This is a genomic window from Streptomyces sp. NPDC097640, from assembly GCF_040302705.1.
Classification (GTDB): domain Bacteria; phylum Actinomycetota; class Actinomycetes; order Streptomycetales; family Streptomycetaceae; genus Streptomyces.
In genome coordinates, this window is sequence record NZ_JBEOSB010000027.1 from 1 (window position 1) to 20,633 (window position 20,633).

A 20,633-nucleotide genomic window follows, 5' to 3' on the forward strand; every position below is an offset into this window, starting at 1 on the left:
GGACCCGGGGGCCGGCGGCAGCGCCGGTGAGCGGGGCGGTGGGGTGCCGCGTCCACTCGGGCGTGGGGTCGGTGTGCGGGCGGGTTTAGAGGGCGCGGCGCCGCCGGCCGGGGCCCCCGCCCCCCCCCACGACCTGGAGGTCGAGCGGGCCCGTGGGGTGGAGGACGAGCGGGTGCTGGAGGAGAAGCTCCTCGACGTGCGGGCTGTCGGTGTGCTCGGCCGCGCTGAGGGCGAGTTCGAGGAGGGCGGTGCCGGGCAGCAGCACGGTTCCGGCGATGGTGTGTTCGGTGAGCCAGCCGTCGTGGTCCGCCGCCGGGATCCGGCCGCCCAGCACCAGCCCGCCGTCCGCCAGGGGCGCCGCCGTGTCCAGCAGCGGATGGTCCAGGCCGGTGCCGCCGGTGGCGGCGACGGAAGAGATGCGGGGGGCGATCCAGTACGGGCGGCGCTGGAAGCGGTAGGTGGGCAGCCCGACCGCCCGGGGGGCCGGGCCGGTGGGATACCAGGGCGTCCAGTCCAGCGGGGCCCGGGTGGTGTGCAGGGACGCCAGCCCGTGGGCCAGCGCCCGGACGTCGGACTGCTTGCCGGTGAGCGTGGCGAGCGCCGTGGCGGTGGTCTCCTCGGGGAGGGTGTGGTGGACGGCGTGGGTCAGCACCGGCGCCGGGCCCAGCTCCAGGAAGACGGCCGTGTCCGCGGCGAGATGGGTGATGGTCTGGTGGAAGCGGACGGGGCGGCGGATGTGCCGGGCCCAGTAGTCGGGGGTGGCGATGTCCTCGTCCGCGGGTTCGCCGGTCAGGTTGCTGATGAGGGGGATACGGGGCGGGCGGAAGTCCAGGTGGCCGATGGCCTCGGCGAACGGGGCGAGGATGGGCTCCATCTGGGGGGAGTGGAATGCGTGGGAGACCGGGAGGGAACGGGTCCTGCGGCCCCGGTCCCGCCAGACGGCGGTGACGGTGGCGACCTGGTCGGCGGGGCCGGAGATCACCGTGTGGTCGGGGGTGTTCGTCGCCGCGATGGCCAGCTCCGGGAAGTCGGCCAGTGTGGCGGCGACCTCCTCTTCGTCAGCGTTGACGGTGGCCATGGCGCCGCCGGTCGGCAGGTTGCCCATGAGGGTGGCGCGGGTGGCGACGAGGTGGGCGGCGTCCTCCAGGGAGAGGACGCCCGCGAGGTGGGCGGCGGAGATCTCGCCGATGGAGTGTCCGGCGACGGCGTCGGGGGCCAGGCCCATGGCCGTCAGCAGGCGGGCGAGGGCGATGTGGAGGGCGAACAGCCCGGCCTGGGTGTAGGTGGTGTGGTGGATCAGGTCGCCGAGTTCGGGGTCGGTGGCGAAGACCACGTCGCGCAGCGGGCGGCCGAGGTGGGGGTCGAGGAGCGCGCACACCTCGTCGAAGGCCTCGGCGAAGACGGGGAATCGCCGGTGGAGCTCGGCGCCCATGCCGGGGCGCTGGCTGCCCTGCCCGGAGAACAGCCACACCGTCCTGCCCGGGGTGTCCGGGGCTGCGCCGCCGGGGGGGGCGAGGCCGGGGTGGGGCTCCCCGCCGGCCAGCGCCTCCAGGGCGGCGGTCAGCTCCTCGCGGCCGTCCCCGACGATCACGGCCCGCCGCTCGAACACCGCCCGTGTCGTGGCCAGCGACCAGCCCACCGCGTCGACCGGGAGATCGGGGTGCGCGGCGAGGTGTTCGGCGAGCGCCGCGGCCTGTTCGCGCAGGGCCTGGTCGTCGCGGGCCGACAGCGGCCAGGGCACGGGTCCGGGCGGGGGAGTGTCGCTCGCACGCCGGGGTTCGGGGAGGTCGGGGGCCTGTTCGAGGATGAGGTGGGCGTTGGTGCCGGAGGCGCCGAAGGAGGAGATGGCGGCCCGGCGCGGCCGGCCGGTCTCGGGCCAGTCGACGGGCTCGGTGAGGAGCCGGACGTTTCCGTCGGCCCAGTCGATGTGCGGGCTGGGCTCGTCGATGTGCAGGCTGGCGGGCAGTTGGCCGTGGCGCAGGGCGGAGATCATCTTGATGACGCCCGCGATGCCGGAGGCCGCCTGGGTGTGGCCGATGTTGGACTTGACCGAGCCGAGCCACAGCGGCCGGTCGTCGGGGCGGTCCTGTCCGTAGGTGGCCAGGATGGCCTGTGCCTCGATGGGGTCGCCCAGCGTGGTGCCCGTGCCGTGGGCCTCGACGGCGTCGATGTCGGCGGTGGCCAGGCCGGCTCCGGCGAGGGCCTGGGCGATGACGCGCTGCTGGGAGGGGCCGTTGGGGGCGGTCAGCCCGTTCGACGCGCCGTCCTGGTTGATCGCCGAGCCGCGCACCACCGCGAGCACCCGGTGGCCGTTGCGGCGGGCGTCGGAGAGGCGTTCGAGCAGGACGAGCCCGGCCCCCTCGCTCAGGCTGGTGCCGTCGGCCGCGGCGGCGAACGGCTTGCACCGTCCGTCGGGCGCCAGGCCGCGCTGCCGGGAGAAGCCGGTGAACGGATCGGGGGTGGCCATGACGGTCACGCCGCCCGCGAGCGCCAGGTCGCACTCGCCCTGCCGCAGCGCCTGGGCGGCCAGGTGCATGGACACCAGGGACGACGAGCACGCGGTGTCCACGGTGACGGCGGGGCCCTGAAGCCCCAGGGTGTAGGCCACGCGGCCGGAGATGATGCTGCCGATGGTGGAGAGCATCGTGTAGCCGTCGAGGCGCGGGTCGCCCGCGGGCAGACCGGTGGCGTAGTCGTGGTAGATGACGCCCGTGTAGACGCCGGTCAGGCTGTCCTTGAGGGTGTGCGGGTCGATCCCGGCCCGTTCCAGGGCCTCCCAGGCGGTCTCCAGGACGAGCCGCTGCTGCGGGTCCATCGCCAGGGCCTCACGGGGGTTGATGCCGAAGAAGGCCGCGTCGAAGCCCTCGACGTCGTAGATGAACGCGCCCTCGGAGGCGTAGCTGGTGCCGGGGTGGTCGGAGTCGGGGTGGAACAGATTGGCCAGATCCCAGCCGCGGTTGGTGGGGAACGGCCCGACCACATGCTCGCCCGCCGAGACCAGGTCCCACAGCCCCTCGGGCGAGGTCACGCCACCGGGGAAGCGGCACGCCATCGCCACCACCGCGATGGGGTCGTCGTCCGCGGCGCGAGCCGTCCGGGCCCGCCCGACGAGGGGTGAGGCGGCGGTGGACGCGGTGGCGGTCAGCCGCTCCAGGAGATGGCCGGCGAGGGTCTGGGGGGTGGGGTAGTCGAAGACGAGGGTGGAGGGCAGGCGCAGCCCGGTGGCATCGGACAGCCGGTTGCGCAGCCCGACGGCCATGAGGGAGTCGAAGCCCAGCTCCTTGAAGGCGGCCTCGGGCCTGATGGCCGTGTCGGACGAGTGGCCCAGGACCACGGCGGCCATCTGACGCACCATCTCCAGCAGCAGATCGCGCTGTCCCGAGGCGTCGAGACCGGCGAGGCGCGCGGCCAGGGCGGGGGACGCCGACTGGCGTTCCGCGGCGCGGCGCCGGCCGGGCCGGGCGGGTGCGCGCAGCAGCGCGGGGACCACGGTGGCCGAGACGGTCGCCGCGGTCGCGGCGGTCGACCGGGCGGTGTCTAGGTCGGCGGCCACGACCGCGGGGTGTGGGAGGGAGAACGCCGCGTCGAGCAGGCGCGGCGCGTGGGACGCGGCCCGCTCCTCCAGGGCCCAGGCCACGCTCAGGCCGGGGAGCCCGGTGGCGCGCCGATGGGAGATCAGGGCGTCAGCGCGGGCGTTGGCGGCGGCGTGACCGGACTGGCCGGGGCCGCCTACGAGGTCGGCGGCCGAGGAGACCACCACGAACAGCCGCAGCGACGACAGATCGCGGGTGAGGGTATGCAGATGCCACGCCCCGGTGGCGGTCGGCGCCCAGGCCCGCGTCAGCCGCTCGTCGTCCCAGGACTCCACCGGCGCGCCGTCGGCCGCCCCGGCGAGATGCACCACGCCCACCAGCGGACGGCTTTCGGGCACGGAGGCCAGAACCTCCGCCAGCGCGGAGCGGTCGGCCACATCGACGGCGGCGGCCTCCGCCTCCGCCCCCAGCGCCGTCAACCGCTCGGCCAGCGCGGCCGCTTCGGGATCCCGGCCGCCCCCGGAGGAGAGGTGCAGCACACGCGCCACGCCGTACGTCCGCACCAGGTGTTCGGCGACCGCGCCGCCCAGCGGGTCCGTCCCGCCCGACACCACCACCGTGCCACCGGGCAGATCGACCTCGGCGGCCGCGTCGGTCGGTTCGACGGCGCGCCGCAGACGGGGGATGGACACCACGCCCGAACGGACCGCGATCTGCGGCTCGTCGGCGTCCAGTGACCGGCGGACCGCCTCGGCCCACTTCTCGTCTCCGGTCGTGTCGGCATCGACCAGGGTGAACCGGCCCGGGTGCTCGTTCTGGACCGCCCGGACCAGGCCCCAGACGGCCGCGCCGGCCGGGTCCACCGGCCCCTCGCCATCGCCGACCGCTACCGCGCCGGAGGTGATCAGCACCAGCCGGGAGTCCCGCAACTGAGGTTCCGCAAGCAAGCCCTGGACAAGGCCCAGCGTCTGCCGGACCACGGACAGGTCCGCGTCGGGGGCGGGATTCGGGGCCACGGTGGCGAGGACCACGGGCGGCGCGGGCTCTCCGCCCTCCACCGCGGCCAGCAGCGCGGCCAGGTCGGCGTACCGGCGCCCGACGAAGGGGCGTGCCGCGGCAGAAAGGGCGTCGAGCGTCACCCAGTCGGCCTCGGCCTCCTCCGGCTCGGGACGGTCCTCCGACGGCGGCAGCGGCGTCCACTCCACCGTGAACAGGCCACCAGCGGCCTGTCGTTCGGCGGCTTTCAGCCAGTCGCCGTCGGCGGGACGCAGCGCGACCGTATCCACGTCCAGCACCGGGGCGCCGGTGGCGTCCGCGACGACGACGCCCAGCTCGCGGCCCTCGCTGTCCTCCCGCCCCAGCGCGCGGATCCGGACCCGGACACTCCGCGCGCCGCCCGCGTGCAGGGACACACCGCGCCAGGCGAACGGCAGCCACAGCGGGCCGTCGGAGTGCAGGTCGTGCAGCGCCACCGGGTGCAGGGCGGCTTCGAGCAGCGCGGGATGGATGCCGAACTCCTCGCCACTCTCCTCGGCCCCGTCGGGCAGGGCCACCTCGGCGAAGAGATCGGAGCCGTGCCGCCACACCGCATGGACGCCCTGGAACGCCGGGCCGAACCCATGACCGGCGGCCTCGGCGCGCGCGTACAGCCCGGCGATGTCGGCGGTGTCCACGGGCTCGGCCCCGGCCGGGGGCCAGGCGCCGGTCAGCTCTGTCCCGGCCGTTGTTTCGGGGGTGAGGGTGCCCGTCGCATGGCAGGTCCAGGCGTCCCGCCCCTCGGGCCCCTCCAGTGTGCCGGACGCGGGCTGGGAGCAGACGCGTATGCCGCGCCGCCCATCCCCGTCGGGCGCGTCCACCACGACCTGGACGCGCAGTTCAAAGGCGGGGGAGAGGACCAGGGGGACCTGGAGGGTCAGCTCCTCGACCGCGCCGCAGCCGGCCTCGTCGGCCGCCCGCAGCGCCCACTCCACGAGCGCAGTGCCGGGCAGCAGGACGGTGTCGCCGACCGTCTGCTCACCGAGCCGGCCCGCGTCACCGGCCGCCGGAAGCCGCCCGGTGAGCAGCAGCCCGCCGTCGGCGAGGCCCGTCGCGGCCGACAGCTGAGGGTGTGCCACCGGCCGCAGTCCGGCCGCGCTGACGTCGCCCGCCGGGCGGCCGGCCGCCATCCAGTGGCGCTGCCGCTGGAAGGGGTAGGTGGGCAGGTCGGCCGTGGTGGACGGGGTGACGGGATACCAGGGTCGCCAGTCGATGGCCAGGCCGGTGGTGTGGGCGTGGGCGAGGGCGTCGGCGAGGTCGTGGGGGGTGCCGTGGTCGCGGCGGAGGGTGGGGATGGTGGTGGCGGGGATGTCGGCGTCGTCGATGGCGTCCTGGACGCCGGGGGTGAGGACGGGGTGCGGGCTCACCTCCACGAAGTGGCGGTGTCCGCGTTCCAGGAGGGCGGTGAGGGTGTCGGCGAAGCGGACGGGGCGGCGGAGGTTGGTGAACCAGTACTCGGCGTCGAGTGGGGTGGTGGTGAGGCGCTCGGTGGTGACGGTGGAGTAGAAGGGGATGGTGGGTGTGGCGGGCGCGAGGCCGGAGAGCCGGTCGAGGATGGTGTCGCGGATGCGGTCGACGTGGGGGCTGTGGGAGGCGTAATCCACATCGATGGTGCGGGTTCGCGCGCCCTGGTTCTCGGCGGCGGCCAGAACGGCGGTGACCTGGTCGGGGGGCCCGGAGATGACCGTGGAGCGGGGGCCGTTGTGGGCGGCGATCGCGACGCCCTGGGCAGTTTCACCCAGGTCGGCCAGGACCTGTGCGGTGTCGTCGGCGGTGAGGGTGAGGGAGGCCATGGCGCCGTGTCCGGCGAGGGCGCGGAGGGCCTGGCTGCGCAGGGCCACGACTTTGGCGGCGTCCTCAAGCGTGAGGGCCCCGGCCACGCAGGCGGCCGCGATCTCGCCCTGCGAGTGGCCGATGACGGCGGCCGGGGTGATGCCGAAGTCCTGCCACATGCCGGCCAGGGACACCATCATGGCCCAGAGGGTGGGCTGGATGACGTCGACGCGCTGGGGGTCGGTGGTGGTGTCGGTGCCGCGCAGTACGGCGGTGAGCGACCAGTCGACGTACGGGGCCAGGGCCTTTTCGCAGGCGGCGATGCGGGTGGCGAAGGCGGGGGAGGAGTCCAGGAGTCCGGTGGCCATACCGGCCCATTGGGAGCCCTGACCAGGGAAGACGAACACCGGACCGTCCTGGATGTCCAGGACGGTGCCGCGCGTGAGGTGGGGGTGTTCGCCGCCGGTGGCCAGGGCCTCCAGCGCGGCGGTGAGCCCCGGCAGGTCGGTTCCGGTGACCACGGCGCGCTCGTCGAAGGTGGCGCGGGTGGTGGCCAGCGACCAGGCCACCTCGGTCGGCGAGACGCCCGGAGTGTCCGCGATGGCCCCCGCCAGTCGGCGCGCCTGCTCGGCCAGCGCCTCCTGGGTACGGGCCGAGAGCACCCAAGGCAACACGCCGCCCACGACAATCGGCTCGTCCGCGTCCGCGTCGGGTTCCGGTGACTCAGGGGCCTCTTCCAGGATGACGTGGGCGTTGGTGCCGGAGATGCCGAACGCCGAGACGCCCGCCCGGCGCGGCCGTTCCGCGGACGGCCAGTCGACCGGCTCGGTGAGCAGGCGCACCGCGCCGCTGCTCCAGTCCACATGCGAGGTGGGCTCGTCGACGTGGAGCGTGGCGGGCAGCGCGCCGTGGCGCAGGGCCATCACCATCTTGATGACACCCGCGATCCCGGCGGCGGCCTGGGTGTGGCCGATGTTGGACTTGATGGAGCCCAGCCACAGGGGGCGGTCCTCCGGCCGTTCCTGGCCGTAGGTGGCCAGCAACGCCTCGGCCTCGATCGGGTCGCCGAGCGTGGTGCCCGTGCCATGCGCCTCCACCGCGTCCACCTCGACCGCGGCCAGCCCGGCGTTGGCCAGGGCCTGGCGGATCACCCGCTGCTGCGAGGGCCCGTTGGGGGCGCTCAGCCCGTTGCTGGCGCCGTCCTGGTTGACGGCCGAGCCCCGGATGACGGCGAGCACGTGGTGTCCGTTGCGGCGGGCGTCGGAGAGCCGTTCCAGCAGGACCAGGCCCGCGCCCTCGGAGAAGCCCGTGCCGTCGGCCGCCGTGGCGAACGGCTTGCACCGCCCGTCCGGGGCCAGGCCGCGCTGCCGCGAGAACTCCGTGATCACGTTCGGGGTCGACATGACCGTCACACCGCCGGCCAGCGCCAGATCGCACTCGCCCTGCCGTAGCGCCTGGACCGCCAGATGCATCGCCACCAACGACGACGAGCACGCCGTGTCCAGCGTGACCGCCGGGCCCTCCAGGCCCAGGGTGAAGGCGATCCGGCCGGACACCACGCTGAGCGCGTTGCCCGTCAGCAGAAAGCCCTCCGCGCTCTTCTCGATGTGCGGGGTGCCGAAGCCGGGCACGCCGCAGCCCGTGTAGACGCCGGTGGAAGAGCCCTTGAGGGCGGTGGGGTCGATATGGGCGCGTTCGAGGAGTTCCCAGGCGGTTTCCAGGAGGAGCCGCTGCTGGGGGTCCATGGCGAGGGCTTCGCGCGGGCTGATGTTGAAGAAGGAGGCGTCGAATTCATCCGCGTCGTGGACGAAGCCGCCCTCCTGGATGTAGCTGGTGCCCGGGTGGTCGGGGTCGGGGTGGTAGAGGGCGGCGAGGTCCCAGCCACGGTTGGTGGGGAAGGGGCCGATGGCGTCGGCGCGGGTGTCGACCAGGTCCCACAGGGCCTCCGGGGATGCGATGCCACCGGGGTAGCGGCAGGCCATGGAGGTGATGGCGATGGGCTCGTGGTGGCGTTGCTCCGCTTCGCGCAGGCGTTGTCTGGCCTCGCCCAGGTCGAGGGTGACCCGCTTGAGGTACTGGCGCAGCTTGTCTTCCGTGGACGGCATAGGTCCTCCCCCACTCCTCGTCAGGACGAGCCCAGTTGCTGGTCGATGAGCGCGAACATCTCGTCGTCCGAGGCCGACTCGAGCGCCTCGCCGTCGATGTCCTTGGCCCCGGCCGTGCCGCCCTCCAGCAGGGACAGCAGAGCGTGGAGCCGGCCCGCGACCGTCTCGCGGGCCTTCCCGTCCATGGCGTGGCCGCTCAAGGTGGACTCGAGCCTTGCCAAGTCGCCCAGCACGGAGCCGAGACGGTCCACCGCCGCGCCGGGTGTCCGGTCCGCGGGGGCGAGCTTCTGGTCCAGATAGCGGGCCATGGTCTCCGCGTCGGGATAGTCGAAGACGAGGGCGGCGGGCAGCCGCAGCCCGGTCGCGGCCGAGAGCCGGTTGCGCAGCTCGACGGCGGTCAGCGAGTCGAACCCCAGCTCCTTGAACGAGGTGTCCGCCCGCACGGCAGCCGGGTCGCTGTGGCCCAGCACCGTCGCCGCGTGCGTACGCACCAGGTTCACCAGCTCGCGGTGGCGCTCCGCGTCGGAGAGCGCCGCCAGACGGCCCGCCCAGTCGGTGGACCGGGCCGCGGCCGCGGTGCGCCGTACGGGCGCTCCGGCCGCCGCGATCGTACGGAGCAGGGCGGGCACGGCGTCGGACGGCTGGGCGCCGAGCGTACGCGGATCGAGGTCGAGCGCCAGCGGAACGGCGCCGCCGTGCCGCAGGGCGGCGTCGAACAGCGCCAGCGCCATCGGGGTGGACAGCGGGGTGAAGCCGGTGCGGCTCATCCGCGCGTGGTCGGCCTCGGTGAGCCGGCCCGTCATATCGCTGGTGGCGGCCCACAGGCCCCAGGCGATGGAGGCGGCGGGCAGACCGATGTGCTGCCGCCGGGTGGCGAGGGCGTCGCAGTAGGCGTTGGCGGCGGCGTAGTTGGCCTGCCCGGCGGTGCCGAGGGTGCCCGCGGCGGAGGAGAAGACGACGAACATGGCGAGGGGGAGGTGTTCGGTGGCCCGGTGCACATGGGCCGCGGACGTCGCCTTCGCCGCCCAGACCGATGCCAGCCGCTCCGCGGTCTGCGCGGTCAGCACCGCGTCGTCCAGAGCCCCCGCGGTGTGGATGACGCCGGTGAGGGGGTGGGCGGGGTCGATGGTGTCGATGACCTGGCGCAGGGCGGGGAGATCTGAGGTGTCGGTGGCGGTGATGTGGACGGTGGCGCCGAGTTCGGTGAGTTTGTCGGTGAGTTGTTGGGCGCCGGGGGCGTGGGGTCCGCGTCGGCTGAGGAGGTGGAGGTGGGTGATGTGGTGGGTGGTGACGAGGTGTTCGGCGATGAGGGCGCCGAGGGTGCCGGTGCCGCCGGTGATGAGCACGGTGCCGTTGGGGTCGAGGGTGCGTGGGATGTCCAGCACGAGTTTGCCGGTGTGTTTGGCCTGGCTCATGTGGCGCAGCGCCTGGCGGGCCCTGGCCAGGGGCCATGCCTGCACCGGGGGCGGTTGGAGGACGCCCTGGGTGAAGAGGCCGGCCAGCGTGCCCAGCATCTCCGCGACCCGGTCCAGACCGGCGTCCGGAACCAGGTCATAGAAACGGTAGTGCACACCCGGGTACGTTGCGGTGATCTCCTCGGCGTCGCGCTTGTCGGTCTTGCCCATCTCGATGAACCGGCCGCCGTCGCCCAGCAGCCGCAGGGACGCGTCGGTGAACTCGCCTGCCAGGCTGTTGAGGACCACGTCGACCTTCGGGAAGGTGTCCTCGAAGTCGAGGTCGCGTGAGGAGGCGCGGTGGGCTGCGTCGATGCCCATCGCCTCCAGGACATCGTGCTTGCCGGGGCTGGCTGTGGCGTACACCTCGGCGCCCAGGTGGCGGGCGATCTGCACGGCCGCCGTGCCCACGCCGCCGGTCGCCGCGTGGATGAGGACCGATTCGCCCGGTGCGAGTCCAGCGAGGTCCACCAGCCCGTACCAGGCCGTCAGGAACGTCGTCGGGACGGCCGCGGCCTGTTGGTCCGTCCAGCCGGGCGGGATCGGCACCAGGGCGCGCGCGTCGGCGACGGCGATCGGCCCGAAGGCGCCCTCGAACAGGCCGAACACCTGGTCGTCGACGGCCACCGACGTGACGTCCGGCGCCACGTCGAGCACCACGCCCGCGCCCTCGCTGCCGCGGAACACCCCTTCGTCCGGGTACATCCCGAGCACGATCAGCACATCGCGGAAGTTGATGCCCGCGGCCCGCACGCCGATGCGCACCTGACCCGGCGCCAGCGGCTCCAACACCTCGGGGCAGGCCACGACCGACACGCTGTCGACGGTGCCGGTGCCGTCGGACGCCAACCGCCAGGCCGGTTCGCCCGGCGGCGGCGCCAACTCCGCTGCCGCCGCCCGTTCCAGCCGTGGCGCCAGCACGCGTCCACCGCGCACCGCCACCTGTGGTTCGTCGAGCGCAACCGCCCGTGTGACGGCGCCCCGCACCTGCTCGGGCCCGGCGCCGTCGTCGATGTCGCACAAGAGGAAGCGGCCCGGGTTCTCCGCCTGGGCGCTGCGCACCAGGCCCCACACGGCGGCCGCCGCCGGGTCGGGCCCAACGGCCTCGGGGCCGTCGTCGGCATCCCCGGCCGCCACCGCGCCACGGGTGACGAGCACCAGCCGGGCCTTGGCGAGCTCCGGCTTCTCCAGCCACCGCCGCGCCGACGCCAGCACGCCCGTCACCACGGCCAGCGCGGCGGCGGACGGCTCGTCGCCGCCCTCGGCCGCGGGCACGCCGACGAGCACCGTGTGGGGCGTGTCCCCGCCCGCGTCGTGGGCGGCGAACAAGGCGTCGAGGTCGGCGTGGCGGGGCAGCTGAGGATCTGTCGAGCCGAACGGGAGCGGGCCGCCCTCCAAGACCGCCCACCCCGGCGCCATCGGGTCGGACTCCGCTTCCAGGGGCGGCAGAGGCGCCCACGCCACCTCGTACAGCCCGTCCACCCGCCGCGCGCCCGCCTCGCGCAACTGCCGCGCGCTCGTCGGGCGTACGACCACGGAGTCCGCGCTGAGCACCGTATCGCCGGCCGCGTCGGCCACCATGAGCCGGAAGCCGTGCTCGAGCGGCGACATACGGACCCGCACCGCGCGGGCGCCGGTGGCCCACAGCGACACGCCGCCCCACGCGAACGGCAGCCGCAGCCGCCCGTCGTCGCCCTGGCCGTCCAGCGCCATGGGGTGCAGGACCGCGTCCAGCAGCGCGGGATGGAGGGAGAACCCGTCGGCGCCCTCGTGGGCCGCCTCGGGCAGCACGACCTCCGCGAGCAGGTCGGCGCCCTGCCGCCAGGCGGCGGTCAGGCCCCGGAAGGACGGGCCGTAGCCGTAGCCGATCGCCTCGGCGCGGCCGTAGAAGTCGGACACGTCCACCGGCTCGGCGTCGGGTGGCGGCCACGTCCCCGTGAACGCCGCGTCCGGCACGCCCGGCGCCGTCGGGGTCGCCGGGGCGAGGTGTCCGGTGGCGTGGCAGGTCCAGGGCGACGAGCCGTCGTCCGCGTCCGGGCGGGAGTGCACCCGCACCTCGCGGCGGCCCTCCTCGCCGGCCGCGTCCACCACGACCTGGACCCGCAGCCCGCCGGACGCGGGCAGCGTCATCGGGATGTGGAGGGCGAGCTCCTCGATTCCGCCGCAGCCCGCCTCGTCGGCCGCCCGCAGCACCCACTCCACCAGGGCCGCGCCCGGCACCAGGGGGGTGTCGGCGACGACGTGGTCGGCGAGCCAGCCGCCGCCCCCGGCGGCGGGGAGCCGCCCGGTCATCACCAGCCCGCCGTCGGCCAGTTCGACCGCCGCGCCGAGCTGGGCGTGCGCCACCGAGGTGAGCCCGGCGCTCCGCAGATCGCCCAGTCCGCCGTCCATGTCCAGCCAGTAGCGCCGCCGTTGGAAGGCGTACGTGGGCAGGTCGGTGGTGCGCGGTGGCGGGTCGGCGGGATACCAGACGTCCCAGGCCACGGCGAGCCCGGCGGTGTGCGCGGCGGCGACGGCCTGGGCGAGTTGGCTGGGCCCGCCCTGGTCGCGGCGGAGGGTGGGGACGGTCGCGGCGGAGATGTCCGCCGCCTCGAAGGCGTCCTGCATCCCGGGGACGAGGACGGGGTGCGGGCTGACCTCGACGAAGTGGCGGTGTCCGCGGTCCAGGAGGGCGGCGAGGGTGTCGGTGAAGCGGACCGGCCGACGGAGGTTGGTGAACCAGTAGTCGGCGTCGAGCCCGGCGGTGTCGAGACGCTCGGCGGTCACCGTGGAGTAGAAGGCGATGTCCGACGCGGCGGGCGTCAGCTCGCCCAGGGCGGAGACGATGTCCTCGCGGATGCGGTCGACATGGGGGCCGTGGGAGGCGTAGTCCACATCGATGGTGCGGGTCCGCGCGCCACGGGCCTCGGCGGCCGCCAGGACGGTGGCGATCTGCGCCACCGCGCCCGAGACGACCGTGGTGGCGGGGCCGTTGGCGGCGGCCAGGGTGACATCGTCGGCCTGGTCGCCCAGCTCCTCCAGGAGCCGGGTGGTGTCGTCGGCGCCGAGGGTGAGGGAGGCCATGGTGCCGTGGCCGGCCAGGGCGCGGAGGGCCCGGCTGCGCAGGGCCACGACCTTGGCGGCGTCGTCGAGGGTGAGGGCTCCGGCCACGCAGGCGGCGGCGATCTCGCCCTGGGAGTGGCCAATGACCGCGGCGGGGGTGACCCCGAGGTGTTGCCAGAGGGCGGCGAGGGAGACCATCACGGCCCAGAGGGTGGGCTGGACGACATCGACGCGCTGGGGGTCGGTGTCGGTGTCCGTGCCGCGCAGCACGGCGGTGAGCGACCAGTCCACGTACGGCGCCAGGGCCCGCTCGCACTCCGCGATCCGCGCCGCGAACACCGGTGAGCCGTCCAGCAGCTCCACGCCCATGCCCCGCCACTGCGACCCCTGGCCGGGGAAGACGAACACCGGGCCCGCGGGCGCCGCGATGGCCGCTCCCGCCACGACCGCCGGGTCGGGCTCGTCGGCGGCCAGCCTCTCCAACCCGGCCAGCAGCGCATCCCGGTCGTCGCCCACGACCACGGCCCGGTGCTCGAACGAGGACCGCGTCGTCGCCAACGACCAGCCCACCTCGGCCGGCTCGGTTTGGGGGAGCCGCGTGGCCAGGTTCGCGGCCTGGGCGCGCAGCGCTTCGGCGGTGCGCGCGGAGAGCACGAGGGGCAGGACGCCGGGCCGGGAGGTGCGCTCCGGCTCGGGCTGTTCGGGGGCTTGTGCGGGGGCTTGTTCGAGGATGAGGTGGGCGTTGGTGCCGGAGATGCCGAAGGAGGAGACGGCGGCGCGGCGCGGCCGGTCGGTGTCGGGCCACTGGGTGGCCTCGGTGAGGAGGCGGACGTTTCCGGTGGTCCAGTCGACGTGTGGGCTGGGCTCGTCCACGTGCAGGGTGGCCGGGAGGTGGCCGTGGCGCAGGGCCATCACCATCTTGATGACGGCGGCGGCACCGGCGGCGGCCTGGGTGTGGCCGATGTTGGACTTGATGGACCCGAGCCACAGGGGCCGGTCCTCGGGGCGGTTCTGGCCGTAGGTGGCGAGGAGGGCCTGGGCCTCGATCGGGTCGCCCAGGGTCGTGCCCGTGCCGTGGGCCTCGACGGCGTCCACGTCCGCCGGATCCACCCTGGCCGTGGCCAGGGCCTGGCGGATGACCCGCTGCTGCGAGGGGCCGTTGGGCGCGGTCAGGCCGTTGCTCGCGCCGTCCTGGTTGACCGCGGAACCCCGCAGGATCGCGAGCACCCGGTGCCCGTTGCGGCGGGCGTCCGACAGCCGCTCCAGCACCAGCAGCCCGGCGCCCTCGCTCCAGCCGGTGCCGTCGGCCGCGGCGGCGAACGGCTTGCACCGCCCGTCCGGGGCCAGGCCGCGCTGCCGGGAGAACTCGACGAAGGTGTTCGGCGTGGCCATCACCGTCACACCGCCCGCCAGCGCCAGATCGCACTCGCCCTGACGCAGCGCCTGCGCGGCGAGGTGCATCGCCACCAGCGACGACGAACACGCCGTGTCCACCGTGAGCGTCGGCCCCTCCAGGCCGAAGGTGTAGGCCACCCGGCCGGACGCCACGCTCGGCGTGGAGCCCGTCATGATCTGGCCCTCGTACCCCTCCGGGATCCGGCCCAGGAACCGCGCGCCGTAGTCGTCGTACATGATGCCGGTGACCACCGCCGTCCGGCTGCCGCGCAGCGCCACCGGATCGATGCGGGCGTGCTCGAACGCCTGCCACGCCGTCTCCAGCAGCAGCCGCTGCTGCGGGTCGGTGGCCAGCGCCTCCCGGGGGCTGATCCCGAAGAAGTCCGCGTCGAACAGGGCGGCCTGGTGCAGAAAGCCGCCCTCCCTGGCGTAGCTCTTGCCCGTCCGCTCGGGGTCGGGGTCGTACAGCCCGGCCACGTCCCAGCCGCGGTCCTCGGGGAACGGCCCGATCGCGTCCACCCCGTCGGCGACCAGCCGCCACAGCCCGTCCGGGGAGTGCACATCGCCCGGGTAGTGGCAGGCCATGCCGACGATCACGACGGGGTCGTCCGCGTTTCCGGCCCCGGCCCGCGCGCCCGCTCCCGGCGGCAGCGGCGCGGCGGCCGCGGTGGCGCCGAGCAGCTCGGCGCGCAGATGGCTCACCAGGGTCTCGGGCGTCGGGTAGTCGAAGACGGCGGTGGCCGGCAGGCGGACGCCCGTCGCGTCGTGGATCGCGTTGCGCAGCTCGAGCGCGGTCAGCGAGTCGAGGCCGAGCTGCTGGAAGGTCCGGCCCAGTTCGAGGGTTTCCGGTTCGGGGTGGGCCAGGACGGCGGCGATCCGGTCGCGTATCAGCTCGCCGATCACCCGGTCCTGCTCGGCCTCCGGCAGCCCGGCCAGCCGCCCGGCCCAGGAGGGGGACACCGCGCCTGGCGCGGCCGTACGCGCCGTACGCACCGGGGCGCGCACGAGGCGGCGCAGCAGCGGGGGCAGCGTTCCGGCGGCGGCCTGCTCGCGCAGCACGGCGAGTTCGAACCTGGCCGGGACCAGCACGGGCGGGGCGGTGGCGAGCGCCGCGTCGAACCGGGCCAGGCCCTGCTCCCCGGACATCGCGGCGGTGCCCGAACGCGCCATCCGGGCCAGATCCGCGGTGGCGAGGTGTTCCGTCATCCCCTCGTCCACCCCCCACAGGCCCCAGGCCAGCGAGGTCGCCCGGCCGCCCGCCGCGCGCACGTGTTCGGCGAGGGCGTTGAGGAACGCGTTCGCCGCGCCGTAGTTGCCCTGCCCGCCGCTGCCGAGCACCGAGGCGGCGGAGGAGAACAGCACGAACGAGGCGAGGCCCGCGCCCTCGGTCAGCCGGTGCAGATGCCAGGCCGCGTCCACCTTCGGCGCCAGGACGGCGTCGAGCTGCCCGGGCGTCAGCGAGGTGACCACGCCGTCGTCGAGCACGCCCGCGGTGTGCACGACCGACGTCAGCGGGTGCTCCGCGGGGACGGTGGCGAGCAGCGCGGCCAGCGCCTCGGGGTCGGAGGTGTCGCAGCTCTCGACGCGTACGTCGGCCCCGAGCGCGGCCGTGAACGCGTCGATGCCCTCGGCGGCCGGACCGCTCCGGCTGACCAGCAGCAGATGCCGGACACCGTGGGTTTCGACGAGGTGCCGGGCGAGCAGGCGGCCGAGCGAGCCGGTGCCGCCGGTCACCAGCACGGTGCCCTCGGGGTCGAACGCCGTCGGCGCCGTGTCCTCGTCGGGGAGCGCCGCGACCAGCCGGGGCACCAGCACCCGCCCGTCGCGGAGCGCCAGTTGCGACTCGCCCGCGGCCGTGGCGGCCGCGACGGCTGCCGCCAGCGCGCCCCGGGACGCCGGGCTGTCATCCGTGTCCACCAGCACGATCCGCCCCGGGTGTTCGGCCTGCGCGGCGCGCAGCAGGCCCAGCACCGCGGCGCCCGCCAGTTCGGCCGGCGCGTCGGCCGGGTCGGCGGCGACGGCTCCGGCGGTGAGGACCACCAGACGGCCGGTGGCGAGGGCGTCGTCCGCCAGCCACTCCCGCAGCATCGCGAGTACGCGGTGGGTGGCGGCGCGCACCCGGGCAGGTGGCGCGTCGCCATCGGGGGCGCGGAGGCAGCCCATGACGATCAGGTCGGGGGCCGGGGCCCCGGCGGCGACCGAGGCGCTCAGCGCGGCGAGGTCCGGATGGCGCGCCACGTGCTCGTCGGGCAGCGCGGCGGTGGCGCGGTCGGTCCGGTCCGTGCCGTTCGTGTCGACCACGGCCCAGCGGTCCGCCGTCGCCGTCGGCGCGGCGGCGGGCAGCGCGAAGGGCTCCCAGTCCAGCCGGTACAGCGAACGGTCGGCCTGCGCCGCCCCGGACCGCCACCGCTCGGCGGAGACGGTGCGCAGCGTGAGGGCGTCGACCGTGGCGACCTCGGCGCCGGTGTCGTCGGACAGCCGCATGGCCACGCTGTCCGGCCCGGTCGGCGTGATCCGGACCCGCAGCCGGGACGCGCCGCGCGCCGACAGCCGCACACCGCCGAAGGAGAACGGCAGCCGGACCGTGCCCGGCGCGCCGCCCGCCTGGTCCTCGCCGGTGAACAGCGCGCCGATCGGGTGCAGGGCGGCGTCGAGGAGGGCGGGGTGGACGGCGTACGCCCGGCCGTCGTCCCGCAGTCCGGGCTCGAGACTCACCTCGGCGAACATCTCCTCACCGACCCGCCACGCCGCGCGCAACCCGGTGAACGCCGGTCCGTAGCGGTAGCCCTCGTCGGCCAGCCGCTCGTACAGCCCGGCCACGTCGACCTCTTCCGCCCCGGCCGGTGGCCACGGGGCAGGCGGCGCCGCGGGCTCGGGAGTGGCACTGGTCCCCGAGCCCGTCCCCGCGGCGGTCAGCGTGGCGGTGGCGTGCCGGTGCCAGGGTCCGTACGGCTCATCGGCACCGTCCGACGCTTCGGCGCCGCCGCCGGACGGGCGCGAGTAGACGGTGACGGCCCGTCGGCCGGCCCGGTCGGCGGCCCCGACGGCGACCTGGAGATCCACCGCCCCCACCGGGGGCAGCAGCAGCGGCGCCTCCAGGGTGAGGTCCTCGATCCGGTCGCAGCCGGTCCGTTCGCCCGCCTGGAGCGCGAGTTCCACGAAGAGCGTGCCGGGCAGCGGCACCGCGTCCACGATGGCGTGGTCGGCCAGCCAGGGCTGGCCGCGCAGCGACAGCCGGCCGGTCAGCAGCAGCCCGCCGTCCGCCGGTTCGAGCGCGGCGCGCAGCAGGGGGTGGTCGCTCGCCTCGAGCCCGGCGGCCCGTACGTCCGCCTCCGCTTGCGGGGCGTCCCGCCAGTACCGGCGGCGGTCGAAGCGGTAGCCGGGCAGGTCGGTGGCCGGGGTGCCGGGCGGGAAGGCGGCGGCGAAGTCGACGGTCTCGCCGTCCACATGGAGTTGGGCGAGCGCGGTCAGCAGCGTACGGGACTCCTCGCGGCCGCCGCGCAGCACCGCGGCGAGCACCGGCGCGCCCGCCGATCCCCCACTGGCACCTTCCGCTGCCAGGCAGTCCCGGGCCATGGTGGTGAGCACGGCGTCCGGGCCGAGCTCCAGGAAGCGGGTGACGCCCTCCGCGCGCAGGGCGGCGATGCCGTCGCGGAACCGCACCGGCTGCCGCGCGTGCCGCACCCAGTAGTCGGGGTCGCACAGCTGCTCGGCGCCGGCCAGCGCGCCGGTCACGTTCGAGACGACCGCGATCCGCGGCGGGGCGTACGTCAGCGAGGCGGCGACCTGCCGGAACTCCTCCAGCATCGGATCGATCCGCGGCGAGTGGAAGGCGTGGCCGACCCGCAGCCGCCGCGTCCGGTGTCCGCGCTCGCGTATCGCGCGGGCGACCTCCTCGACCGCCTCCGCGTCGCCCGACACCACCACCGACGTCGGCGCGTTGACGGCCGCCAGCGCCACCCGGTCGGCGCGCCCGGTGAGCAGCGGCGCCACCTCTTCCTCGGCGGCCTCCAGCGCGATCATCGCGCCACCTTCCGGCAGCGCCTGCATCAGCCGCCCGCGGGCGGCCACCAGCCGCGCCGCGTCCGGCAGCGACAGCACCCCGGCGATGTGCGCGGCGACCAGCTCGCCGACCGAGTGTCCCGCCAGATAGCCGGGCACCACGCCGAACGACTCCACCAGCCGGTACAGGGCGACCTCGACCGCGAACAGCGCGGCCTGCGTCACCCCCGTCGCGTCCAGCGGACCTGCCTCGTCCCCGTTCCCGCCGGCGGGCGCGAACACCAACTTCCGCAGCGATCGACCCAGGTGGGGGTCCAGCGCCGCACACGCCTCGTCGAACGCGGCGGCGAACACCGGATAGGTCCGGTACAGCCGGGCGCCCATGCCGGGGCGCTGGCTGCCCTGCCCGGTGAAGAGGAACGCGCTGCCACCGAGCCGCGCCGGGGCGGACGCCCGCGTCACATCGGGATGCGTACGCCCCTCGGCGAGCTCGGCGAGCCGGGCGCACAGCTCCTCGCGGTCCGTGCCCAGTACGACGGCGCGGTGGTCGAGCGCGGACCGGGTGGCGGCCAGCGACCAGCCCACCGCGTCGACTGCGAAGTCCGGGCGCGCGGCGAGGTGTTCGGCGAGCGCCGCGGCCTGCGTGGACAGCGGCGCCGCGCCGCGCGCGGAGAGCACCCACGGCACGGCGGCGCCCTCCGGACGTGGCGGCGTGTCCGCAGGCGTGTCCGCAGGCGTGTCCGTGTCCGGCCGGGGCGGGGCTTCTTCGAGGATCAGATGGGCGTTGGTGCCGCTGATGCCGAAGGACGACACACCGGCCCGGCGCCGCCGCTCCCCGGTCGGCCACGCGACCGGCTCGGCCAGCAGCCGCACCGCGCCGCCGTCCCAGTCGACCACCGGCGTGGGCCGGTCGGCGCTCAGGAGGGCGGGCAGCGAGGCGTTCCGCAGCGCCATGACCATCTTGATCACGCCCGCGACACCCGCCGCGCCCTGAGTGTGTCCGATGTTCGGCTTGACCGCGCCCAGCCACAGCGGCCGGTCAGCGGGCCGCTCCTGACCGTACGTGGCCAGCAGCGCCTGGGCCTCGATGGGATCGCCCAGCGTCGTGCCCGTGCCGTGCGCCTCGACCGCGTCCACGTCCGCCGGAGCGAGCCGGGCGCTGGCCAGCGCCTGCCGGATGACGCGCTGCTGCGACAGCCCGTTGGGCGCGGTCAGTCCGTTGCTCGCGCCGTCCTGGTTGATCGCCGAGCCGCGCACCACGGCCAGGACGCGGTGACCGTTGCGCCGGGCGTCCGACAGCCGCTCCAGCACCAGCAGCCCCACGCCCTCGGCGAACGCCGTGCCGTCGGCCCCCTCGGAGAAGGCCTTGCAGCGGCCGTCGGCGGCCAACCCCCGCTGCCGCGCGAACTCCGTGAACACGTAAGGCGTGGTCATGACCGTCACACCGCCCGCCAGCGCCAGTTCGCACTCGCCCTGACGCAGCGCCTGCGCGGCGAGGTGCATCGCCACCAGCGACGAGGAACACGCCGTGTCCACCGTGACCGCGGGCCCCTCCAGGCCCAGGGTGTACGCCACCCGGCCGGACAGCACACTGGGCGCGTTGCCGGTGACCAGATAGCCCTCCGCGGCCCGGTCGATGTGCGGGGTGCCGAAGCCGGGCAGGGCGGTGCCCGCGTACACGCCGACGGGCGCGCCCTTCAGCGACCCGGGCGCGATGCCCGCCCGCTCCAGCGCCTCCCAGGCCACCTCCAGCAGCAGCCGCTGCTGCGGGTCGATCGCGGCGGCCTCCCGGGGGCTGATGCCGAAGAACTCCGGGTCGAACAGGTCGGCGTCGTGCAGGAAGCCGCCCTCGCGGGCGTAGCTGGTGCCCGGGTGGTCGGGGTCAGGGTGGAACAGCCGCTCCAGGTCCCAGCCGCGGTTGTCCGGGAACGCGGTCATCGCGTGCCGGCGCGCGGCGACCAGGTCCCACAGGTCCTCGGGCGAGGCGACCCCGCCGGGGTAGCGGCAGGCCATCGCCACGATGGCCACCGGCTCCCGCTGCCCGTCCTCGACCTCGCGCAGCCGCGCCCGGGTGTCGTGCAGATCGGCGGCGACCCGCTTGAGGTAGTCGACCAGCCGCTCCTCGTTGGTCTCAGCGGTCACGGCATGTCCCTCCCCTCCGCGCTCAGTCTTGGCGCGCTTCAACGCGCGGGCTTCCCTCGTCACTGCTCGCTCCTTCGTCGCTGCGCGGCTCCTCAGTCCAGCCCGCACAGCGCGCCAAGACACGCTCGCTTCGCCTGCCGCGCTCATCGAGG

General features: G+C 75.2%; 2 protein-coding genes. Both read right to left on the bottom strand.

The window, feature by feature from the left end:
• Positions 1-85 precede the first annotated feature (85 nt).
• The gene (locus tag ABTY62_RS34325; protein ID WP_502997579.1) at positions 86-8,470 is read right to left on the bottom strand and encodes a type I polyketide synthase; all 8,385 of its coding nucleotides are present in this window, start codon (positions 8,468-8,470) and stop codon (positions 86-88) included.
• Entirely contained in the window at positions 8,467-20,481 is a 12,015-nt protein-coding gene (locus ABTY62_RS34330; RefSeq protein ID WP_352133324.1) for an SDR family NAD(P)-dependent oxidoreductase, read from the bottom strand. Before ABTY62_RS34330 ends, ABTY62_RS34325 begins: the two co-directional genes overlap by 4 nt.
• Between the last annotated feature and the right edge of the window lie 152 nt (positions 20,482-20,633).